The organism is Phytohabitans rumicis, assembly GCF_011764445.1.
Taxonomy (GTDB): domain Bacteria; phylum Actinomycetota; class Actinomycetes; order Mycobacteriales; family Micromonosporaceae; genus Phytohabitans; species Phytohabitans rumicis.
Genome location: NZ_BLPG01000001.1, coordinates 2,346,267 through 2,368,070 on the forward strand (window position 1 = coordinate 2,346,267; position 21,804 = coordinate 2,368,070).

Sequence of the window (21,804 nt, forward strand, 5' to 3'; positions counted from 1 at the left end):
ACTTCCCAACAAACCTGTGTGGCCACTTGTCCGCATCTACGTTGGACGGACCGGACCGAGTTTGTGGCGGCGCGAACGTAGGCTTCCGGCTTTTGTTGAAGATGGAGTGTTGGCGCCACGGCGCAGCGCCTGGTATATGTCGCGAGCGGTCCCGGCGGATTATCAGTTCGATGACAACCGCGGCCGGATGGAGTATCAGATCCACCCACATCCTCATCCGGTCCGCGGCCCGTACGCATTGCACATGAGTAAACGGCGGCTGGTGGCTTTGGTTCTCGCTGTCGTCCTGTTCACCGGGGCGATCGGCGTACGGTTCGTGCTGCTGCCGAGCCTGTTGAAGCTGCCAGCCGACCTGGACGCGAGCATCGAGCTCACCGGCACGGCCAGCCTGGTAGACCAGGCGGCGATCCGGTCGTTCGACGTGCGAAACCTCATCCGCGAGGACGTGCCGGTCACCATCGTCAACAATGTGAAGGTGGTCTCCACTCAGGACGGGGACGCGGTTATCGCCAATCGGTCCACGGTGACGGGGCCGGACAATGCCGTTCTCTCGGATACCACGCGCAACTGGTCGATAAATCGCCGGACGTTCGCGGCGGCGCCGGTGCCACCAGGCAGCGGGGCGCAGCCACACGAGGGCCTGGTCGCCGGATTTCCGCTGGATGTGCAAGCGCGGGACTATCCATTCTGGGATTTCGCCACGCAGACCGTGGCGCAGGCCCGCTATGTGGGGACGGAGAAAATCGGCGACCGCACGGCGTACCGGTTCAACATCAAGGCGAGCGGGCCGGTCAAGGACCCCGACATCCTCAAAATGATGCCGCCGGGGGTGCCGCTGACGCTGACCGCGAGCAGCGACGCCACCTACTGGGTCGACGCGAGCACCGCCAACGTGCTGGACGTGAACCAGCGGCAGGACGTCGAGGCCGTGCTCGCGCTCGGCTCGTTCACCGTTCCGCTGGGGTCGGTGTTCAGCCTGGAGGCGCACTTCGCGCCGGAGACGGCCAGTGACCTGCGGGCGGCGGCGGCCGCCCAGGAGCGCGGCGTGTTCCTGCTGAGCACCGTGATACCGGTGGGCCTCGGCCTGCTGGCAATGGCGTTCGGCCTCATCACGGCCTGGCCGGCCCTGCGCCGCCTCCGCCGGCCTTCCGCGCGACCGATGCCTCGTGTATCGTTTCAACCCCCTCCAGGGAGTTGACGATGATCTATATGACGAGGACTGGACGGCGGGTCGCCACGCTGGTCGCCGTGGCAGCGACCGGATTGGCGCTCAACGGCATGGCCACCGCCTCCGCGGCAGTCGCGTACCCGAACCCCGGCCGGGTCACCGGCAGCACCGGCGCGCACGACCCGAGCGTGGTCAAGACGCCCACCGGCACGTACCTGCTCGTGCACACCGGCAACAACCTGTCCATCAAGACGTCGACCGACCGCATCGCCTGGCGCAACGCCGGCACCGTCTGGCCGAACGGCGCCCCCTGGACCACCGCGTACACCGGCGGCGCCGCCAACCTCTGGGCACCCGACATCTCACGCCACAATGGACAGTACTATCTGTACTACTCCGCCTCGACGTTCGGCTCCCAGCGCTCGGCCATCTTCCTGGCCACCAGCCCGACCGGCGCGGCCGGCTCGTGGACGCACCGCGGCCTGGTCATCGAGAGCAGCTCGTCGGTCAACTACAACGCGATCGACCCCAACCTGGCGGTGGACGCGAACGGGCTGTGGTGGCTCACCTTCGGCTCGTTCTGGAGCGGCATCAAGCTGATCCGGCTCGACCCCGCCACCGGCCTGCGTTCCACATTGGACACAGCGGTGCGCGCGCTGGCCACCCGGCCGTCGAGCGTCAGCGGCTCCGTCGAGGCCCCGGTCATCCACCGGCGCGGCGGCTTCTACTACCTGTTCACGTCCTTCGACTTCTGCTGCCGCGGAGCCGACAGCACGTACCGCGTGATGGTCGGGCGGTCGGCCTCGATCACCGGCCCGTACGTCGACCGCAACGGCGTCGCACTCACCGCGGGCGGCGGCACCGAGGTGCTCGCGTCGCACGGCTCGGTACACGGACCGGGCCACCCGGCGGTACTGCCCGACGTCGACGCCGACGTGCTCTTCTACCACTACTACACCGACACCGGCGCCGCCCGCCTAGGCATCAACCTCCTAGCCTGGGACCCCACCGCCTGGCCCTACGCCTACTAACCCCCTTCCCTTTCCCCCTTCCCCGTCGATCAAGGGCTTGCGCGTCGATCAAGGGCAAAGGGTCGTGGTTGGATCTCTTTTCCACGGCCGTTTGCCCTTGATCGACGGGAAAGTCCTTGATCGACGCGATTGAGATCAGGGTCAGGTTCAAGATCGAGTTCTGAGCTACCGCGACGTCCGACGCGGTCCAGGCCGTCGCTCCCGCGGCCGCACCCTCCGCGATCCACAATCAACCCCGCCGGACGATGCCTGGTTGCGCGCCGCTGTCAGCGGACCCGGCGACCCGCATCCCCGGTCAGGCAGCAATGTCAGGGAACCTGCTGCCTCACGGCCCGCGGGAAGCAGCAAGTTCCCTGACATTGCTGCCTCGTGGGGTTGTGGACCGCGGAGGGTGAGGCCGCGGGAGCGACGGCCTGCACCACGACGGGCGTCGCGGCAGCTCACCAGCTTTTGATTTCCAAGGCAAGCACCAGCGCAACGCCAAGCCACAAAGATCTATACGTGTGCACCCCGACCCCGAAAGGTCTCTGTGGGGGTCGCGCCGTGAGTAGGGCGCCCCTATACCCGCCCTGGGGTGGGCGATGTCAGGGGGCCGCGCGGGTGCGATGCTGGGGCGTGGATTTCGTTTTCGACGCCGAGCTGTGGATCTGGGACGCCCGGCGCGACGAGAGTTGGACGTTCGTCAGCCTGCCGGTCGAGGCGTCCGAGGAGATCCGCGAACGGGCCGGCGGGCCGCGTCGCGGTTTCGGTGCGGTGAAGGTGCGGGTCACGGTCGGCGGCAGCACCTGGACGACATCGATCTTCCCGGACGGCGCCCGCGGCTGTTACGTGCTGCCCGTCAAGCGCGCCGTCCGCAAGGCGGAGGATCTCGACACGGGTGATGTCGCGACCGTTACCGTCGAACTCGTCGACTATTGACGAGTGGACCCGGGAGGCGAGGCATGGCGACGGCCGATCCGCTGCGGCCCACCCTGATGACCCGACTGCGCGCCGGCCTGGGCGGCGAGCAGGACGGGCGGGTACTGGAGGCCCTACGCCAGGCGGGCATGGGCGCGTACCACGAGCTTATGGTGGCCGACCAGGCCCGCGACCGGCTGACCGTCGACGGCTACTCGGTGTGGACCGCCCCGCCGGGGGTCGGCAGCCACCTGCTGGCCGCCTGGGCCGCGGTGACGGTCCAGCGGCTCGGCGAGACGATGCTGGACTCCGTGTACGCCGCCGATCCGGGCACCGTCGGGTACGTCTACCCGGTCACGTTCCAGCAGGTCTGGCATTGGCTGTCCGCTGTGGAGGGTTGGCTGTCCTTGGCCGGTGAGGCGCGGGACAACCCCGGCTACGACATCTCCGCCGCGCTGAGGGTGCCGGTGTCACTGCCGGTCGGCCCGGTCGCGCGCGACTGCCCGGCGGAGCACCGTGACGCGATGCTGCTGGCCATGGCGGTGCTGCGGCAGCACGCCGAGACGGCAATGCACCAACTGGAGGCGGACGCGCCGGCCGACGCCCGGAAGTCTGTCGGCATGGTGAAACGGATGGCCGGCCTGGCCGCAACGAGCGCCGACTACGTCGCCGGGCTGCACGTCGCGCACGACGACGTACGGCTGCACGCCGTCATCGACGACCGGGTGCGGGTGGCGCTGAACCTGTGGTTCCACATTGGACAGCTGGCCGCGCTGCCGCGCCTGCTGACCGCGTACCGGGTGCCGTCCGCCGCCCGGCTGCTGGAGCCCGGCGCACCCGGTCCCGCGGCGGTCCACGCGGTCCTGCCGGTTTCCCGTGGCTCCTGGCTGCCGCAGGCGCCGCCGGCACCGGACCCGGCCGCGGCGCAGGTCCCCGACGAGGAGACCTTCGAGGGGCGCGGCGACGCGCTCGTTCCGCTCGCCCTCCCGCAGACGCCGCACACGGCGATCATCAGCCATGACGGCTCGGGCACCTTCAGCGTGTGGTCCCTGACCGAGACCGACGAGGACCTGGACCTCCTGGTGAACCGGATCGGCGCGTACCGAGGCGAGTGTGCGCTGAACTTCGTCGAAGTCCCGAGCGCGCTGAGGATCAACACGAAGGGCGGATGGCGGATCGTCGTACGCCCGCTGCGGCACGCGCCCGAGTGGACCGGCACGGCCGCTGGCGACGGCGCGGCGGTGCTGCGCGTGGCGCGCGGATCCGCCTCCGGCATGACCCTCCTCCGGTTCAGCCACAGCGGCCACCGCTACGTCGGCGTCACCGCGTACGCGGAGTACGTCAGGGCGCTGATCAGCGACGCGGGCCCCTGCACCGAGGAGGTGCTCCTGCCCGAGGACACCTTCGCCATCGAGGTCGACGCCGACGGTCCGTGGACCCTGCGCGCGCTCTGAGGCCAGGCGCGAAGGTCCACCTCTTCGGTCGATGGGCATCACTTGGACCTTACGTGAAGAATCCTCGGCTATGGATTCGGTCCTGACCCAGGTCCTCCTGCCCGTCGCCCTCGGGATCGTCATGCTCGGGCTGGGGCTCGGTCTCGCCGTGGCCGACTTCAAGCGCGTCGTGGTGTTCCCGAAGGCCGTCCTGGTCGCGCTGGCCTGCCAGGTGTTGCTACTCCCCGTGGTGTGTTTCGGCCTGGTGCTGGCGCTGGATCTACCGCCCGTGCTCGCGGTGGGCATGATGCTGCTGGCCGCCTCGCCCGGCGGCACCACGGCCAACCTCTACAGCCACCTCTTCGGCGGCAACGTGGCGCTCAACGTCACCCTGACCGCGGTCAACTCGGTGCTCGCGGTCTTCACGCTGCCCATCGTGGTCAACCTCTCCCTGGACCACTTCCTCGCGGGTACGGGCCAGATCGGCCTGCAATTCGACAAGGTCGTGCAGGTCTTCGCGATCGTGTTGGTGCCGGTCGCGCTGGGCATGCTGATCAGGGCGCGCCGGCGCGCGTTCGCCGAGCGCATGCACCGCCCGGTGCGGATCCTGTCGGTCATCGTCCTGGTGCTGGTGATCGCGGGCGCGATCATCAAGGAACGGGACAACGTGGCCGACTCCTTCGAGGCGGCGGGAGTGGCCGCGCTGGCGTTCAACCTCATCAGCCTCGCGGTCGGCTACTTCGCGCCGCGGCTGGCCAGGGTCGGCCGGGCCGAGTCGGTGGCGGCGGCCATGGAGGTCGGGATCCACAATGGAACGTTGGCCATCGTCATCGCGACGAGCCTGCTGAACAGCACGGAGATCGCCGTTCCGGCGGCGGTCTACAGCCTGATCATGTTCTTCACCGCGGCCGGGTTCGGCTACCTCATCCGCCCCCGGACCACGTCCGGCCCGTCACCGGCGACGATCATGGGTTGAGCCGTGCGGCTACAGTGATCGATCATGTCGCCGTACCCGCGCCGGTTGTCCAACCTGCTCAGGCCGTTGCGGACCTGGGGGCCGGTGCTGGTCCTCTCCGTGGTGGTCGCCGTCTCGGCGATGGTCGTGGCACTGGGGTTGCGCGCGTCTCCGGTCTCGCCGTCCCGGCCCGTGCCGGTGTCGAGCGGGTCGTGGGCGCCGTTCGTCGGGCCGGATCTGCCGGACGGCGGGCCGGTCACCGAGCTGGTCGTGGAGACGCTGCGGCGGGCCGGGTACTCCCCCGAGGTCAGTTATACGTCGTGGGCGCTGGCCGAGGGCCAGGTCACCTCGGGCGCCTCGTTGGGGGTGTTTCCGCTGGTGGGCAGCGATTCGCGGCGCGCCAAGCTGTTGCTGTCGGACCCGCTCGTCGACTTCGAGTATGTGCTGTTCTACAACCGCACCACGGGTGCGCCGCGAGTCTCCTCCGCGCAGGACCTGGGCGCGATGCGGGTGGGCGGGATCGCGGGGTACGACTACTGGGACGAGCTGGAGTCCGCGGTCGGCGCGTTCGTCGAGTTCGACTCCGCCATGGCCGGCTTCCGGGCGCTGGCCGAGGGCACCGTCGACGTACTCGCCGAAGGGCTGTTGTCCGGTCGGGCGGTGCTGGCCGACCCGGCCTTCGCCGGTGACGCCGGTGACTTCGACTACCTGCGGGAGGACAACCCGCTGGTGCACTCGGTGGAGGGCCTGTACTTCATGATGGCGGACACCGCGGCGGCCGCCGCGGTGATGGAGAGCTTCAACCGCGAGCTGGCGACGATGCGCCAGAGCGACGAGTACGAACGGATCGTCGCGGACCTCGAACCGTCCGGATCCCCGGAGGTGGCCCTGACCCCGACCGGCGGATCGGGCCTGGTGGAACTGCTCGACGAGGCGGGCAGACCGGTGCTGCTCGCACCGCAGGGCACGCGGGCGCGGGTGCTCACCTGGCCGGCGGAGTTCACCGGCGCCGCCAGCAAGCCTCCGGGGCGCCTCCTCGTCAAGGTGAAGGTCACCAACGGCCCCGCGCAGGGTCGCGTCCTGTACGTCGACGCCCGCGCCGTACGGCTGGAGGCGGCCGGATCATGACGCAGCTGCGGATCCTCGCCCCGGTGGTCGTGGACTATTACGCCGTGCCCGGCGCGACGCTGCGTGACCCCACGGGGTACGCGTCGTTCTGGGCCGAGCAGCAGGCCGCCGTGGACGAGCTGCTCGGGCGGCTCGCCTCCGATCCCGCCGGGCCGCCCCCGGCCGTCACCCTGCAGCACACCCGGGTCACCAGCTCGCTCAACCTGTACCGGACCATCAGCGACCACGCGGTGGAGCGCACCCTGCACGTCCTCACCGGCGTGCTGCGCCCGGAGCATCTGCCCGAGGAGTTCGCCGGGACCACCGACGCCCTCAAGCTCGGCGTCACCGAGATCAGCTTTCGGCTGTACGACCACGGCGTCATGCTGCTGGAGCTGCTGGCGGACGTGGCGCCGTCGTTCACCAAGCCGGCCCCGGATCTGGCGGCGCGCCTCGACGACCTGCAGGCACGGGCCGTGGCGCTGGGCGAACGCGTCGCGCGCGAGACGGTCCGGCGGTACCTGGTGCCGGTGCTGGAGGTGCTGCGCCGGGCGGACCGGGACGAGCGGATCATCGTGGCGGCGACGTCCGCGGACGACCCAGTGACGGCGGAGTTCGGCGAGGCGCTGTGGGTCACCCGCAGCCTCTTGGTGGTGCCGACCGAGCCGGGCGCGGACGAGGTCGTACGCCACTGGGTCAAGGACGTGGTGACCGCCGAGGACGACCGCCCGCCGGCGGAGCGGTTGCTGGACGGCAGCATCGACCACCTGGTCCGCTGGCTGAACTACCTCTTCATGGACCGGACCGGCGCGGGAGGCGGGATGCGGCGCGGCGACCCGTTCCGCGACCAGTGGGACGCGCTGCGCTACGCCCAGGTGTATTACGGCGTGCTGGACCGGATCGACACCCGGCTGTCGAAGATCCTCGCGGATTCGGCGGCGGCGGACACGCGGTGGGAGCTCGAACAGCTCAAGGGCCACCTGATGGCGCTGAGCCAGCGGGCCGAGCTGATCATCATGGAACGCCGGGACCTGTCCAAGTACCTCAAGCGCGCGGTACGCATGGAGATGGACGCGATCCTGGCGTTCTGGGACTACGAGACGGTCCTGGAGCAGCCGGTGCGGTTCAAGATAGAGACCTGCGACCGCCGCCTCGCCGAGCTCGCCGCCCGGCGCACGGCCCGGTCGGCGATGTTCACCGACCTCATCCTGCTCGGCATCGGCGTCACCTCCATTCTGGGTACGGCGTTGGCGCTGACCGAGTTCGGCCGGTCGATCGCCAGCGACCCGGACTCGACCGTGTACGACCTCGGCCGTTCGTCCATTGTGGAGTGGGTGGCCGCGCAGCCGGCGGACGCGATCCTCATCGCCTCCGGCGTGATGTCGGTGCTGATGGTGGCCCTGTACCTGTTCTTCCGGCGCGACAACAACGCATGAGAGCCGCGCTGCGCAGCCGTATCATCCGCACCTTCGCGATCGCCCAGTTCCTGCTCGAGGTGCAGTTCTGGTTCCCGATCTGGCTGATCTACCTGTTGGACATGGGCTTCTCGCTGACCACGGCGGTGCTCGCCGACGGGGTCTTCCGGATCGCCTCGGTGGCGTGCGAGTTTCCGGTGGGGGTTATCGCCGACCGGATCGGCCGGCGCCGCACGTACCTCGCCCTGGCCGGCGGCTCCGTGCTGACGTTCGCGGCGATCACACAGATCCGGTCCGTCGGCGCGCTCTTCGCCGTGTGGGTGCTGTGGGCCGTGCTGTGGGCGCTGTCCTCCGGAGCGGCCAGCACCTACCTGTACGAGCTGTGCGCCCAACAGGCGCCCGAGGTCAGCCCGACCCGGGCGTTCGGGCTGGTACGGGCCGTGGGCAGCGGCTCCGTGCTGGTTTCCCTGCTGGCCGCGGGGTACCTGTACGAGGTGGACCCGCGACTGCCGTTCGCGGTCACCTCTGCCCTGGCCGCCGCGGCCTTCCTGCTCGCCCTGACCCTGCCGGAGATCCGGGCCTCGCGGGTGGCGACCACGCTGTCCTCCGTGGCGGCGGACCTGCGGGGCGCGGTGGCCGACGCCCGGATACGCCGCGCCGTGTGGCTCGGCGCGCTGCTGCTGCTCTTCGGCTGGAGCGCGCGCATCCTGTTCCAGCCGCTGGCCCTGGACCTGGACATGTCGGCGCAGGCCACCGGCTGGATGTACGCCGTGTTCGCGGCCGCCTCGCTGGTGGGCGGGCTCGCCGCCGGATACGTCACCGCGCCGCGCCGCTGGGCGGCCACGGCAGCGGCGTTCCTGCTCACCTTCGTCGGGCTCGTGGCCACCAGCCAGGCGATCTGGCTCGGCCCGTTCGTGTTCCTGCCACTGCTCGGCTTCGCTTACACCCTGGGCACGACGGTGCTGGAGGTCTTCACCAACGAGGTCACCCCGCCGCCGGTACGGGCCACGATCTTCGGGCTGATCGCCTGCCTGGGCGGGATCGGCATAGCCGTTGCCCGCCCGGGGCTCGGGATCCTGTCCGGCGACCGGTCCGTCCCGTTCGCGTTCGGCCTGTGGGCCGCCGCGGGCGTCATCCTCCTCGCCCTGGCCGCGCCCGCGATCCGCCGGATGCGCCCGCCCTCGTGAGCCGGCGGGTCAGCTCAGCCAGGGCCGGAGCTTCTCGGGATTGCGTATCGCCCAGATGTGCGTGATCCGGTCGCCCGCGACGTCGAACGCGATCACCGTGGTGACGACGCCGTCCTCCTGAACCACCAGGCCGAGCTGACCATTGACCGTGCGCTCCAGCAGCGTCGCGTCGGGTTTCCGGTCAGCCAGACCGGCGAAGTAGCGCGCCACCCGCTCGCCGCCTTCGACCGGGCGGAGTTCGGCGGTGACGAGGCCGCCGCCGTCGCCGATCGCGGTGGCGGCGGGGTCGAGGAGGCCGATGAGGGCTTCGATGTCCTTGGCTTCCCATGCCCGTTTGAAATCCCGGACCAGGTCGGCGCGCTGGGCCGTCGCCGCCGCGGGCGCATCCGACGCGCGGATGCGGCGGCGGGCCGACGTCGCCAACTGGCGACATGCCGCCGGCGTACGGCCGACGATCTCGGCCACCTCGGGAAAGGAGTAGCGGAAGACGTCGTGCAGGATGAACGTGACGCGCTCGGCTGGGGTCATCGATTCGAGTACGACGAGGAACGCCATGTTGACCGACTCGTCGAGGGTTACCCGGTCGGCCGGGTCGACGGCGACGGCGGCGGACCGCTCGTCGAGCCACTCCGTATGGTCGGGCAGCGGCTCCGGGATCCACTCGCCGACGTAGCGCTCCCGCCGGACCCGCGCCGAGCGGAGCAGGTCGAGGCAGATGCGACTGGCGACCGTGGTCAGCCAGCCGGCGGGGGCTTCGATGGCTTCGCGCTGCGGCTCGGACATGGCGTACCAGCGGGCGTACGTCTCCTGCACGACGTCCTCCGCATCGGCCAGCGAGCCGAGGAGCCGGTACGCGAGATTGATCAGGTGACGCCGCTCACCCATGATCACGCTCAGTTGGGTGCTCATACCATCACCTCCCACGGAAGCGCTCGATGAGGTCAATGATCACCACCAGGAGCACGCAGAAGGCCACCGGCACCGCGAGTGCCCACCAGGCATCGTCGGTGAAGCCGAGCACCACCGCGACCGGCAGGCCGAACAGCATCGCCAGGATGCAGGCCACCCCGTAGAGCGGCATGTCGTCGCCGCCGGACCCCACCTTGCGCAGCGGCAGCGGCGGGGGTGGCTCCGGAAGCTCGGGGTGCGGTGCCGGCAGGTCGGCGAAGACCCGCAGCAGCTCGGCCTGGGTCTTCGCCACCTTGGCGGTTTCCATCCGCCGCTCGAACTCGGCGGAGTCGATGCGGTTTTCGGCGACGTGGGTCCTCAGCGCCTGCTCGGCCGCGCGGATCTCCGGCGTGCCGATCCGCAGCGCCAGCCGGGCCGGCGGCAGGTCCTGAAGACTCACCCGCCGAGCGTAGCCTCCTGCAGGGTGGTGGCCAGACCTTCGACGTCGCGCACTCCGCCCCAGGCAGGGGCCAGTACGGTGTGCTCGACGTCGATGCCGTACATCTGGCTGTCCTGCGCGCCCTGCAGCCAGAGCCCGTCATGGTAGGCGTAGTACAGCGGGGCCGCCGCCGGTATGGCGGCCGGTCGCACGACAGTCGCCTCCGGAACAGGCCGCCACGTGGTGATGTCGTCCAGCACAGCGACGATCGTGGCCTGCGGGTTCAGCTCCGCGAGCCGCCGCGGGGTCGCCTCGCTGCCGACCAGCACCGCGACGTAGACCTTGCCGTCCACGACCCGGCGGGCATCGCCGTCCAGCACCTTGTCGACCGCGACGACGAAGGTCGCGTAGTCGTCTGCCTCCCGCTCGGTCAGGGCCGCGCGTGGCCGGCGCTGTCCGCCAGGTAGGTCTCCGGGAACGGTGTCGCATGCGCCGCCGACGCGGGGCGACCAACACGCTGCCGAGCGTGACGACGGCAACCACGAACACTTGGCGCAGGCGCATGAAGGGCTGCTTGGCCGTTGTCTGTAACTCCGTACTCGTCTCGATGGGTGGAGTGGCTCCGGAGACCGAGGCAAACATAGAACGACCCGCTTCGATTCCCCTTCGATTCCGCTTCGAGTCGCCGACCCGCCGGCCCTGGTGCGGCAGGATGGCGGGGTGCTGCCCGTCGAAAAGGTCCTGCCCGCGATCGGCGACGCCCTGCGGAACGCAGGTGCCGCCGTCCTCGTGGCGCCGCCGGGCACCGGAAAGACCACGATCGTGCCGCTGGCGCTCATGGACCGCATACCCGGCCGCATCGTGGTCGCCGAGCCGCGCCGGGTCGCCGCCCGCGCGGCGGCGCGCCGGATGGCGGCCCTGCTGGGCGACCGGGTCGGCGGGCGGGTCGGCTACGCCGTACGCGGGGATCGCCGGGTCGGCGCGGCCACCCGGGTGGAGGTGGTCACGACCGGTGTGCTGGTCCGGCGGTTGCAACGCGACCCGGAGCTGCCCGGCGTCGGCGCCGTGATCCTGGACGAGTGCCACGAGCGGCACCTGGACTCGGATCTCGCCCTCGCGTTCTGCGTCGACGTACGCGCCACGCTCCGGCCCGACCTGCGGCTGCTCGCCGCCTCGGCGACCGCCGACACCGCGGCGCTGGCCCGGGCACTGCGGACCGAGGAGATCATCACCGCCGACGAGGCGCTGTATCCGGTCGACGTGGTGTGGGCACCGCCGCCCCGGCCGGTCAACGCGCCGCACGGCCTGCGCGTCGACCCGCGGCTGCTCGACCATGTCGCCGCCACGGTACGGCGGGCGCTGGCCGACCACGACGGCGACGTGCTGGTCTTCCTGCCCGGAGCCGGCGAGATCGCCGCGGTCGCGTCCAGGCTGCGCGGGGCCACCGTGCTGACCCTGCACGGCCGCCAGGACGCGGCCGCCCAGGACGCCGTGCTGCGGCCGGGCACGGGCCGGCGGGTCGTGCTGGCCAGCGCGGTCGCGGAGAGCAGCCTGACCGTGCCGGGCGTCCGGGTCGTCGTCGACGCCGGCCTCAGCCGGGTGCCGCGCACCGACCACGCCCGCGGGCTGGGCACGCTGGTCACCGTGCCGGTGTCCCGGTCGACGGCGGATCAGCGCGCCGGCCGGGCCGGGCGGGAGGCGCCCGGTGCGGTCTACCGCTGCTGGTCGCCGGCCCAGCACGACCGGCTGCCGGCCCAGCCCGAGCCCGAGATCGCGGTGGCCGACCTGACCGGCTTCGCGCTCGACCTGGCCTGCTGGGGGCATCCGGACGGGGCCGGGCTGGCGCTGCCGGACCCACCCCCGGCGGGCGCGATGCAGGTCGCGTTCCAGACGCTGCGCGCGCTCGGCGCCGTCGACGCCGGCGGCCGGGTCACCGCGCGCGGGCGGGCCATCGCCGCCGTCGGCGCGCACCCGCGGCTGGCGCGGGCACTGCTCGACGGCGCCCCCATGGTCGGCGCGGACCGCGCCGCGCAGGTCGTCGCGCTGCTCACCGACCAGGTCCCGGGCGAGGATCTGGTCGCGGCGTGGCGCCAGCAGCGCTCCAGCGCCGACCACCACTGGAAGACGGAGGTACGCCGGCTGCGCGCCGAAGCCGGCGACGGGTCGAGGACCGACCTGCCCGACGATCTGGCCGCCGGGCTGGTGGTCGGTCTGGCGTACCCGGAAAGGCTGGCCCGGGCACGGCAGCCGGGCGGCACGGCGTACCTCATGGTGAGTGGGACCGCGGCGGACCTGACGCCGGGGTCGGCGCTGGCGGGCGCGGCGTGGCTGGCGATCGCCGCCGCGGACCGCGACCAGAGTCGGCCCGCGGCGCGGATCCGGGTGGCCGCCGCGATCGACGAGGCGACCGCCCGGGTGGCGGGCGCCGACCACCTGACACGGGGCCAGGAGGTGGCCTGGTCCGGCGGCGACGTCGTGGCCCGCGCATTCGAGCGGCTCGGTGCGGTGACGCTGGTCGAACGGCCGCTGCGCGACCCGGACCGCGACGCGCTCGACCGCGCCCTGGCCGACGGCCTGCGCCGCGAGGGCCTCGCGCTGCTGCGGTGGGGCCGCGACGCGCGTGCGCTGCGCGAGCGGCTGGCGTTCTGCCGGCACGCGCTGGGCGCGCCGTGGCCGGACGTGTCCGACGACGCCCTGCTCGGCACGGCCGAGCAGTGGCTGGGTCCGGAGCTGCACGCGGCACGGCGCCGGGCCGATCTGGAACGCGCCGACATCGTCACCGCGCTGCGCAGGCTGCTGCCGTGGCCGCAGGCCGCCGCGCTGGACCGGGTGGCGCCGGAGCGCCTCCCGGTGCCCGGCGGTTCGCGGCTGCGGGTGGACTACGCCGATCCGCAGGCGCCCGTGCTGGCGCTGCGGGTGCAGGAGGCGTTCGGCTGGCAGCAGGCACCCGTGATCGCGGATGGACGGGTGCCCGTGCTGCTGCATCTGCTGTCGCCCGCGGGCCGTCCGGTCGCGATCACCAACGACCTGGAATCCTTCTGGCGTACGGGATATCCGCGGGTACGCGCCGAGCTGCGCGGCCGGTACCCCCGTCACGCGTGGCCCGAGGATCCCACCACCGCGCGCTGATCGGATGTCGGATTGCGCGCGGGCAAGCGCGGCACTGTGCATGCCTTGTTCCGCGCCTGCGCCGTAGAGGACGGTGAATCTGTTGCGGTGGCTCCGGACCCTGGTCACGTTGTCGAACGTGAAGGGAAGTCCGATGCTGTGCACGCGGAGCAGGATGGGTCCGGCGCTGGCGGCGGCCAGCGTGATCGCCGTGGTGGCGGGCGGCAACTCCGCGGTGGTTGCATCGCCGCGCGGCGCCGGGATCGAGCGGGTCAGTGTCTCCACCGGCGGCGGGCAGGCCGACGGTGACAGCGCGTTCCAGGCGATCAGCGCGAACGGGCGGTTCGTGGCCTTCGATTCCTTCGGATCGAACCTCGTACCGCAGGACACCAACGGCGCGTTGGACGTTTTCGTGCGGGACCGGCGGGCCGGCACCACCGAACGGGTCAGCGTGTCCGGCACCGGCCAGCAGGGCGGCGGGGACAGCTACGGTCCGGCGATCAGTGCCGACGGCCGCTACGTCGCCTTCGGCTCCTTCGCCGATTTGGTACCTGGGGACATCAACGGCATTCCGGACATCTTCGTGCGAGACCGGCTGGCCGGCACCACGACCCAGGTCAGCGTCTCGAGCTCCGAAGTACCCGCGGACTACGAAAGCCGATTCCCAGCGATCAGCGCCGACGGCCGGTACATAACGTTCTCCTCCTCCGCGGGCAACCTGGTCCGGGGTGACACGAACGAGGCCATGGACGTCTTCGTGCGGGACCGGCTGGCCGGCACGACCACCCGGGTCAGCGTGTCCAGCACCGGCGGGCAGGCCGACGGCATCAGCGACGACGCGGCGATCAGCGCCAACGGCCGGTTCGTCACCTTCGCCACCGACGCGGCCAACCTGGTCCGGGGTGACACGAACGACAACACCGACGTCCTCGTGCGGGACCGGCTGGCCGGCACGACCACCCGGGTCAGCGTCTCAAGCTCTGGCGGGCAGGCCAACGCCTACAACGTGGACCCGGTGATCAGCGCCGACGGCCGGTACATTGCGTTCGAGTCGTACGCTGCGAATCTCGCTGGCGGCGACACCAACGACACCCCAGACATCTACGTACACGACCGATGGGCTCGCAGTACCACCCGGGTCAGCGTGTCGAGCACCGGCGAGCAACCGGACAGATTCGCCGGCGGGGCAAGCATCAGCGCCAACGGCCGATGGGTGCTGTTCTACTCCGACGCCTCGAACCTGACCCCAGCCGGCGGCGACGGGCTGGCGGGCGCCTTCGTCCGGGACCGGCTAGCCGGCACCACCACCCGGGTCACTCCGTTGAACCCCGGCTGGGAATCCGAGACGGAGAGCATCTACCTGGCCAAGATCAGCGCGGACGGCCGGTCCATTGTGTTCACCACCGCCGCCGCCAACCTTGTCCCGGACGACACCAACGACCGGTACGACGTGTTCGCCCGGGACATCGGCTGACAGCGGCCCGGCTTCTATGTGGTGTCCGGCCGGCCCTCGACGTGGAGCTGCGGCAGCACGCGCTCCAGCGGCGCGGGCAGCCACCAGTTGGCCCGGCCGAGCAGGTGCATGGCGGCCGGCACCAGCAGCATCCGCACCACGGTGACGTCGATGAGGATGGCCACCGCCATGCCGAAGCCGAAGACCTTGACCGCGATGTCCGAGCTGGGCACGAACGCCGCGAATACCGCGAGCATGATGGCCGCCGCCGCGGTGATCACCCGTCCGGTACTGGCGAGTCCGTCGCCCACCGCGCGACCGTTGTCCCGGGTGCGGACCCAGCCTTCGCGCATGCGGCTGAGCAAGAACACCTCGTAGTCCATGGACAGTCCAAAGAGGATCGCGAACATCAGTACCGGGATGAACGCGGCGAGCGGCGTCGCGGTGTCGATGCCGATCAGCTGACCGAGCCAGCCTCCCTGCAGCGCGAGCGCCACCACGCCGTACGCCGCCGCGACCGACAGCAGGTTGAGCGCCGCCGCGGTCAGCGGGATCACGACGCTGCGGAACGCCAGCATCAGCAGAAGCATCGACAGCAGCACCACGCCGCCGATGAGCAGTGGGAGCCGCTTGGCGATGTTGGTGTTGGTGTCGATCGCGGTCGCGGTCACCCCGCCCACGTACGCCTCGGCGTCGGTGCCGGCGGTGGCGGCCGGGATCACCCGCTCCCGGATGGTGCGGACGAGTTCCTCGGTGGCGGCGTCCTGCGGCCCGGTTGCCGGCACCACGGTCATCAGCGCGGTGTCACCGGCCGGGTTGAGCTGGGCTGGCGACACCGCCGCGACGCCGGGCGTTTCGGAGAGCTCGGCACCCAGGCGGGCGGCGACGGCCACGTCGGCGACCAGCAACAGCGGCCCGTTGGCACCCGGCCCGAAGCCCTCGGCCACCGCGTCGTACGACCGCCGGCTGGACGTGCCCGCGCCGTCGTTGCCCGCGTCCGGGAAGCCGAAGTTGACGCTGAGGAACGGCACAGCCAAGGCGAGCAGCGCCGCCACCCCGGCCAGCATGCCCACGACGCGGTACCGGCGTACCAACCGGTTCCACCACGTCCAGCCGCGGGCCGGCCCCATCCGCGTGGCCTTGCGGGTTACCAGCGGTACCCGCAAGCGATCGATCCACTTGCCCAGGTAGCCCAGCAGCGCGGGGAAGAGCGTGACCGCCGCGGCCAACACCACGAAGACGGCCACCATCGTGACGGCGGCCGCCCCGCTCATGAAGGACAGCCCCATCGCGAACAGCCCCAGCATGCTCACCAGCACGGTGCCGCCGGCCACGAGCACCGCCCGGCCGGCTGTGTCCATTGTGGCCACCGTGGCGTCCTCCGGGTTCAGGCCTTTGGCGCGCCACTCCCGGAAGCGGGTCACCATCAGCAGGGCGTAGTCGATGCCCAGCGCGATCCCCAGCATCGAGGCCAGCACCGGCGCCCAATCGGGCACGTCGAGCAGCGCGGCGACGAGTCCGGTGAGCGTTCCGCTGACCGCCAGCCCGGCGATCGCCACGCCGAGCGGCAGCCCCGCCGCGACCACGGTGCCGAACATGACCAGCAGGATGACGGCCGCCACCAGCAGGCCGATGCCCTCGGACCCGACCTCGTTTCCCTCGGCCACCTGGATGGAACGCCCGCCAAGCGCGACCTCCAGCCCCGGGCGGCTGGCCTCCTCGGCCGCCCCGAGGAGGCGCTCGGTGTCGGCGACCGGCATGTCCGCCGGGTTCGCCACGTCGAGGTTCAGCCTGGCCAGCAGCGTCCGGCCGTCCGCGGATACGCCGCCGGGCGACGCGTACGGGTCGTCCACGCCGGCCACATGAGGCAGGCCGGCCAGCTTGGCGAGCAGGGCGGCCACCTCTTCGCGTACGGCCACGTCGGTCACGGGGGTGTTCGCGCGTACCACGACGTCGACGCTGTCGCCGGCGCGCGCCGGGAACCGCTGCGCCAGCCGATCCTGGGCCAGCTTCGAGTCGGAGCCGGGCGCCGAGTAGTCGGCCGCGAAGTCACCGCCCAATATGGACGACAGCCCGAACGCGATCGCGAGGCCCACCAACCAGGCCAGCAACACCCGCCCGCGCCGGCGGAAGGCTAACCCGCCAAGACGGCCGAGCACGCCCGGCCGCGCACGGGCCGGCGCCGGGCGTTCCTGGGTTCTGGGCAGGGTGACGGTCATCGGATCCTCCTTCATGGATAACGGATCCGATGCTTCCGGGCGGCCGGCCCCGCGTCGTCCGCCCACGAGCGGCACCGCCTACGTACCGGCGCCTACCCGCGCCACACCCCGACTACGCCCCTCGACGTACGCCCCTACGCCGCGAAGCGCCGGGGGTACCACACTCCGATGGCTCCCCCGGTGCGGCGGCAGGTGACCGCGGCAGGACCGGCCTGGCAGCCGACGGCGTCGCGGGCGACCCCCAGCACCCGGGTGGTCCAGGCGGCCGGATCCAGCTCCGCGATCCAGGTACGGCTGGTGCCGGGCTCCGTCCGCACCCCTAACATGCGCCCGTCCGGGGCGATCGACCGCGACGTCTCCCACCGCCCGAGGTCGGCGATCTGCCGGCCACTGTTCGCGTCGAGAACCGCGATCTGCGCGGGCCCGGGCGCCTTGCCGAACCCGAGCAGGGTGGATCCGGCATAGCTCAGTTGTTCCCACCGGTCGTCGGCCCACCGGGTGCGCCCGGTGTCCCGTTCCAGCATCCGTACGCCGCTGCGGCCCTTCCGCCCGCTGACGCACAACTCAGCGCCACAGCCGTCGACGGCCTCGCTGGACAGGTCGATGTCCGCCTGCCAACGCCGGTCCAGTCGATCGAGGCCGTACGCCGTGGCCACCGGCCGGTCACCGGCCCAGCCGGCGACCAGCAGCAGCCCGCCGGCGACCTGCACCCCGGGCGCGCTGCCGGGCGCGGCCCCGTTCTCGCCCCGCGACAGCGTGCCGCTGCTCACCACGGCACCGGTGCGCACATCGCGTACCTCGGCCCGACCGCGGTCCGACCACCTGACCAGGCGACTCCGGTCGGGTAGCACCCACTCACCCGAGGGCACCGACATCGCCCACCGCGCCTGCCCGGTGGTCAACGCGACAGCCTGATAGGTGTCCATCCGCCCGCCGGGTGCCCGGGACGACAGCAGGAGCTCACCGGCGCCGGCCTGGACCCACGAGCCGGAACGCCGCCACAGAAACCGGCCGTCCGCGGCGCGTAACGCGATCGTCTGCGGCTGGAATTCGCCGGTGTGCAACAGCAGCGTGCCCTCGACGACGTTGGCGCCGTACACCGCACCGGACGTCAGCACCGAGACCTGCCACGCCGGCACGGCGCCGGCCACGCCGTACCTGATGACCGTCCGCTCGCCCGGCCCGGCCTGTGCGCCCCTCGCCCGCACCAGGTAGAGGCCGTCGGCGCTGGCCGCGACGATGGGCTGGTCGGTCCGGGCCGGCACGCCGGGAAATGTCTGCTCGAGCAGCGCGACCCGTACCGGCGACGCCGCCACGGCCGTGGCCAATACCGCAGCCGCGGCGCCCAGCACCGCGGCCGTACGCCAGCGTTCCAGCCTGCTGGCCAAGGATCGGCCCGGCAGGACCGGCGGATCCCGCACCGCCCCGAGGTCGATCACCGCACCCGCGGCAGCCCGTCGAGGCTGTCCGACTGACATGCCTACATCATCCGCCACCCAACGCGTGGCGGACGAGCCTCGGTCCTGGGTGGCACGTCCTACTCTGAGGTCGGCGTGCCGTCGCCGGGGTGCTGAGGTGCGATGTCGTGGCGGTAGATCTGGTTGGCGCGGTCGTCGGATGGTTGACCGCCGAGGCCGCGACCCGGACGGTCGCGGGTGGCCGGCGGCTGGTACTGGGTGATGCGCAGCGACGGGCGCTGCGTCGCGTCGTGCGGCAGGCGGTGGCCGACACCGTCGGGGGCGCCGGGCTACCCAAGCACGAAGCCGCGCGGCTGCGCACCGCGCTACTGGCGGCCAGCGGCCCGGTGCGGCGAATCCGCGCGGCGACAGCCACGGAGCTGCGGGCCGCGGTCGCGGAATGGGTACGGCCGCTGGCGCCGCGGGGTGTGAGTTGCGGCGAGCTGTCCGACGAATTGGTCACCCGGATCCTTGACGGTATCGAGGCGGACGCGCGTACCGGCGGGCCGCTCAGACACGTGGCGGACTGGCTTTGGCGCGACGATGCCACCCGGCTTCTGGAGGCGATCGACGGGCGGTTCGCGGCCTGGGAACCGCCCGGTGCCGACCATGCGCGGCGCGGACTCCCCGGCGGCATCCCGGACTTCACGGGTAGGGACGCGGCCCTGGCCGACCTTCACGCGCGGCTGGCTCGGCACGATCCCGACGGCCGGTTCGCAGCCGTCTACGCGATCAGCGGGATGGGCGGCGTCGGCAAGACGACGCTCGCCATCCAAGCGGCCTGGGACGTCGCGGAACGGTATCCGGACGGTGGCTTCTTCATCGACCTGCACGGGTTCACGGCCGGTATCGCGCCGTTGTCGCCGGAGGCCGCCCTGGAGCAGTTGCTGCGCGACGCCGGATTGCCGGCCGGCGCGATCCCGCTCGGCGTGGCGGCCCGGCAGGCGCGCTGGCGTTCGCACATGGCGAGCCGCAAGGCGATCGTGGTACTCGACAACGCCGTGGACAGCGCCCAGGTCCGCCCGCTGCTGCCGGGCGCGCCCGGCAGCCTGGTCATCGTCACGAGCCGGCGCCGGCTGACCGCACTGCCCGAGGCCGAAGAAATCTTCCTGAACGTGTTGAGCCCCGTCGAGGCGGAGGAACTGCTCCTGCGCGTCGCGGGTACACACCGCGCCGAGGACCCGGAGGAGGTACGGCGGATCGTCCGGCTGTGTGGCCACCTGCCCCTGGCGATACGGATCGTCGCCGCCCGCCTCCGCCGGGAGCCGGCCGCCCCACTGAGCGCCCTCGTCGCCGAGCTCGGTCAAACCAACCGGCTGGCCGAGTTGAGCCCCGAGGGCGCCGGAGTGGAGGGGCGCTACACCTTTCGATGGCCCGCCTGGACGCCGCGCAGGTGCGTGCCGTACACCTGCTGGGTCTGCATCCCGGCCCGTGCTATCGCCCGCCGGCGCTGGCCCGTCTCGCCGATTCCGGGGAAACGGCCGCGCGGGCGCTGCTTCGGGCGCTGGCCGAGCATCACCTCCTCGCGCCGGTGGCCGGCACCGACGTCGAGGCCGGGTTCGAGTGCCATGACCTGGTGCGGGACTTCGCCCGTGCACAGGCCCTGCGGCACGTCGACCCGGCGGCCCGGGAGGCGGCCAACCGGCGGCTCAACGGTTGGTACCAGCACGTGGTCGACGAGAAGACACCGGACTGGCTCGCCGCGGAACGCGACAACCTCGTGGCCTTTTGCGTCGACTCCCACGCGAAGGATGCGATCTCCGTCGGGCTGGACGCCGCCGGCAAGCTCTCCGTCCTCGGTTTCTACGAGCACGCCCGCCGCCTGTACGCCCACGCGCATCGGGTGAGCAAGGCCCGCGGCGACCTGGCCGAGCAGGCCAAGGCCGCGTTCGGGCTGGCCGACCTCGCCCGGCTCACCTTCGGCGAACTCGAGTACGCGCTCGCGCACTACCAGGAGGCTCGCGACCGGTACGCCGCGGTCGGTGACGAGGCTGGCGAAGCCACCGCGGTACTGGGTATCGCCCACATCGCGCGGATCACCGGCGATAACCGGTCCGCCCTCCACCGCTACCAGGAGGCCGCCGGCGCGTTCGCCCGCCTGCGTGATCCTCGTGGTCACGCCTACGCGACGTGGGGAATGGCGGCCATCCACAACCGTCTCGGCGACCTCGATCGCGCGCGGGAACTGTTCGAGCGGGCCCTCGCCCACGACATCCGCCTCGGCTACGAGTTCGGACAGGCGGAAGACGAACGCGGGCTCGGCAAGGTGGCGCTCCACGCGGGGGACCTGGACGCCGCCCGAATCCGGTTCCACAACGCGTACGAGTTGTCCTCCAAGATCGGCTACCGTCGCGGCCAAGCGCACAACCTGCTCGGTCTCGGCAAGGTCGCCCGAGCCGCCGGAGACATGGAAACCGCCCGGCGCCTCTGCACCCAGGCGTTGACTATCTATCGCGAACTGGGCCTCGCTCTCGCCGCCAAAGCCCGCGACGAACTGGCAGCCATCGACGCTGAACCGACGGCCCGCCCATGAAGCACGGTCAGCGGGTATCGCGGCGGGCCTGGCGGCGTGCTCCCTTCGCCAACGTGGACGCTTGACGCTTGCGCAGCGCCGGTGACATCGGGCTGAGGTCGGTGCGCTGCGGTGCCACCGTTTCCGATCGGGGCCGGGCAGCCGGCCGCGGCGCCGTACCCCGTTGCTCCCGCGCCGCCGCGATCCGCTCGGCCCGCAACTCCGCGGCGCTGCGCCGCGCCGCGGTCGCGAGTGCCCGGCTCACCCGGGCCAGCGCGTCCTCGAAGACCTCCGCCTTCTGCGCGCTGCGGCGGTTCTTCGGCCGCGCCTTGCCCCGCGCGCCCACCTCGGCGACCCGGGTGCTCGCCTGGCGGCGGTAGAGCTTGACGTACTTGTTTCGGGTCCGCCGCACCCGCGTGTGCAGTTCCACCAGCGCGTCCTCGTCCAGCTCGGCCAATCGCTCGCGGTCGGTCTCTCGCACCACGGCCAGCTCGGCTTCGGTGAGCGAGTTCAGCAGAGCGTTCATGCACCAATC

18 protein-coding genes are annotated in these 21,804 nt (G+C 71.8%); 12 read left to right on the plus strand and 6 right to left on the minus strand.

The window, feature by feature from the left end; genetic code table 11:
- Positions 1 to 109 precede the first annotated feature (109 nt).
- The 8 genes from Prum_RS09990 (at position 110) to Prum_RS10025 (ending at position 9,193) form a co-directional block, all read left to right on the plus strand.
- Positions 110 to 1,198: a porin PorA family protein gene (locus Prum_RS09990; RefSeq protein ID WP_173075839.1), complete on the plus strand. Its 1,089-nt coding sequence runs from the start codon at positions 110 to 112 to the stop codon at positions 1,196 to 1,198.
- Between the two features lie 11 nt (positions 1,199 to 1,209).
- Positions 1,210 to 2,199: an arabinan endo-1,5-alpha-L-arabinosidase gene (locus Prum_RS09995; protein ID WP_173075841.1), complete on the plus strand. Its 990-nt coding sequence runs from the start codon at positions 1,210 to 1,212 to the stop codon at positions 2,197 to 2,199.
- Between the two features lie 615 nt (positions 2,200 to 2,814).
- A complete protein-coding gene (locus Prum_RS10000; RefSeq protein ID WP_173075843.1) occupies positions 2,815 to 3,117 on the plus strand; it encodes a DUF1905 domain-containing protein in 303 nt (100 codons plus the stop codon).
- A gap of 23 nt (positions 3,118 to 3,140) precedes the next feature.
- Positions 3,141 to 4,550 carry a hypothetical protein gene (locus tag Prum_RS10005; protein WP_173075845.1) on the plus strand — a complete coding sequence of 470 codons (1,410 nt, stop codon included), beginning with the start codon at positions 3,141 to 3,143 and terminating at the stop codon, positions 4,548 to 4,550.
- Between the two features lie 70 nt (positions 4,551 to 4,620).
- On the plus strand, positions 4,621 to 5,505 hold the full coding sequence (locus tag Prum_RS10010) for a bile acid:sodium symporter family protein (protein WP_173075847.1): 885 nt from the start codon (positions 4,621 to 4,623) through the stop codon (positions 5,503 to 5,505).
- A 24-nt stretch (positions 5,506 to 5,529) separates the two neighbouring features.
- Entirely contained in the window at positions 5,530 to 6,612 is a 1,083-nt protein-coding gene (locus tag Prum_RS10015) for a substrate-binding periplasmic protein (RefSeq protein ID WP_173075849.1), read from the plus strand.
- Positions 6,609 to 8,027, plus strand: a complete 1,419-nt coding sequence (locus Prum_RS10020; protein ID WP_173075851.1) for a hypothetical protein — start codon at positions 6,609 to 6,611, stop codon at positions 8,025 to 8,027. Before Prum_RS10015 ends, Prum_RS10020 begins: the two co-directional genes overlap by 4 nt.
- Positions 8,024 to 9,193 carry an MFS transporter gene (locus Prum_RS10025; RefSeq protein ID WP_173075853.1) on the plus strand — a complete coding sequence of 390 codons (1,170 nt, stop codon included), beginning with the start codon at positions 8,024 to 8,026 and terminating at the stop codon, positions 9,191 to 9,193. Before Prum_RS10020 ends, Prum_RS10025 begins: the two co-directional genes overlap by 4 nt.
- Before the next feature lie 9 nt (positions 9,194 to 9,202).
- Here the strand turns inward: Prum_RS10025 and sigJ are convergent, their stop codons facing one another.
- The 3 genes from sigJ to Prum_RS10040 are packed head-to-tail and all read right to left on the minus strand — an operon-like array spanning position 9,203 to position 11,059.
- Complete coding sequence (gene sigJ, locus Prum_RS10030; RefSeq protein WP_173075854.1) at positions 9,203 to 10,102, minus strand: RNA polymerase sigma factor SigJ; 900 nt, start codon at positions 10,100 to 10,102, stop codon at positions 9,203 to 9,205.
- Positions 10,103 to 10,106: 4 nt separating this feature from the next.
- Complete coding sequence (locus tag Prum_RS10035; RefSeq protein WP_173075856.1) at positions 10,107 to 10,541, minus strand: DUF1707 SHOCT-like domain-containing protein; 435 nt, start codon at positions 10,539 to 10,541, stop codon at positions 10,107 to 10,109.
- The gene (locus Prum_RS10040) at positions 10,538 to 11,059 is read right to left on the minus strand and encodes a hypothetical protein (RefSeq protein ID WP_173075858.1); all 522 of its coding nucleotides are present in this window, start codon (positions 11,057 to 11,059) and stop codon (positions 10,538 to 10,540) included. The genes Prum_RS10035 and Prum_RS10040 overlap by 4 nt, the downstream gene beginning before the upstream one ends.
- Positions 11,060 to 11,240: 181 nt before the next feature.
- Here Prum_RS10040 and hrpB point away from each other — a divergent pair, with 181 nt between their 5' ends.
- Both hrpB and Prum_RS10050 read left to right on the plus strand, forming a co-directional pair.
- Positions 11,241 to 13,649, plus strand: a complete 2,409-nt coding sequence (hrpB, locus tag Prum_RS10045; protein WP_246277786.1) for an ATP-dependent helicase HrpB — start codon at positions 11,241 to 11,243, stop codon at positions 13,647 to 13,649.
- Positions 13,650 to 13,767: 118 nt separating this feature from the next.
- Entirely contained in the window at positions 13,768 to 15,102 is a 1,335-nt protein-coding gene (locus tag Prum_RS10050; RefSeq protein WP_218577190.1) for a TolB family protein, read from the plus strand.
- 14 nt (positions 15,103 to 15,116) lie between these two features.
- Here the strand turns inward: Prum_RS10050 and Prum_RS10055 are convergent, their stop codons facing one another.
- Positions 15,117 to 17,300 carry an MMPL family transporter gene (locus Prum_RS10055; protein WP_173075860.1) on the minus strand — a complete coding sequence of 728 codons (2,184 nt, stop codon included), beginning with the start codon at positions 17,298 to 17,300 and terminating at the stop codon, positions 15,117 to 15,119.
- A 134-nt stretch (positions 17,301 to 17,434) separates the two neighbouring features.
- Positions 17,435 to 18,778 (minus strand): hypothetical protein, encoded by a 1,344-nt coding sequence (locus tag Prum_RS10060; protein ID WP_173075862.1) that lies wholly within the window; start codon positions 18,776 to 18,778, stop codon positions 17,435 to 17,437.
- Between the two features lie 107 nt (positions 18,779 to 18,885).
- On the opposite strand from Prum_RS10060, the gene Prum_RS10065 reads away from it, so the two are divergent.
- Both Prum_RS10065 and Prum_RS10070 read left to right on the plus strand, forming a co-directional pair.
- Positions 18,886 to 20,604: an NB-ARC domain-containing protein gene (locus Prum_RS10065; protein ID WP_173075864.1), complete on the plus strand. Its 1,719-nt coding sequence runs from the start codon at positions 18,886 to 18,888 to the stop codon at positions 20,602 to 20,604.
- Positions 20,601 to 21,290, plus strand: coding sequence for a tetratricopeptide repeat protein (locus Prum_RS10070; protein ID WP_173075866.1), 690 nt, complete (start codon positions 20,601 to 20,603; stop codon positions 21,288 to 21,290). Before Prum_RS10065 ends, Prum_RS10070 begins: the two co-directional genes overlap by 4 nt.
- 7 nt (positions 21,291 to 21,297) lie before the next feature.
- Here the strand turns inward: Prum_RS10070 and Prum_RS10075 are convergent, their stop codons facing one another.
- The gene (locus Prum_RS10075) at positions 21,298 to 21,795 is read right to left on the minus strand and encodes a hypothetical protein (protein ID WP_173075868.1); all 498 of its coding nucleotides are present in this window, start codon (positions 21,793 to 21,795) and stop codon (positions 21,298 to 21,300) included.
- Positions 21,796 to 21,804 lie beyond the last annotated feature (9 nt).

Bases quoted from the DNA above. Each gene is read 5' to 3' on its own strand.
- Prum_RS09995 (WP_173075841.1), top strand. From the start codon at position 1,210: ATGACGAGGACTGGACGGCGGGTCGCCACGCTGGTCGCCGTGGCAGCG.
- Prum_RS10005 (WP_173075845.1), top strand. From the start codon at position 3,141: ATGGCGACGGCCGATCCGCTGCGGCCCACCCTGATGACCCGACTGCGC.
- Prum_RS10010 (WP_173075847.1), top strand. From the start codon at position 4,621: ATGGATTCGGTCCTGACCCAGGTCCTCCTGCCCGTCGCCCTCGGGATC.
- Prum_RS10015 (WP_173075849.1), top strand. From the start codon at position 5,530: ATGTCGCCGTACCCGCGCCGGTTGTCCAACCTGCTCAGGCCGTTGCGG.
- Prum_RS10020 (WP_173075851.1), top strand. From the start codon at position 6,609: ATGACGCAGCTGCGGATCCTCGCCCCGGTGGTCGTGGACTATTACGCC.
- Prum_RS10025 (WP_173075853.1), top strand. From the start codon at position 8,024: ATGAGAGCCGCGCTGCGCAGCCGTATCATCCGCACCTTCGCGATCGCC.
- sigJ (WP_173075854.1), bottom strand. From the start codon at position 10,102: ATGAGCACCCAACTGAGCGTGATCATGGGTGAGCGGCGTCACCTGATC.
- Prum_RS10055 (WP_173075860.1), bottom strand. From the start codon at position 17,300: ATGACCGTCACCCTGCCCAGAACCCAGGAACGCCCGGCGCCGGCCCGT.
- Prum_RS10060 (WP_173075862.1), bottom strand. From the start codon at position 18,778: ATGTCAGTCGGACAGCCTCGACGGGCTGCCGCGGGTGCGGTGATCGAC.
- Prum_RS10075 (WP_173075868.1), bottom strand. From the start codon at position 21,795: ATGAACGCTCTGCTGAACTCGCTCACCGAAGCCGAGCTGGCCGTGGTG.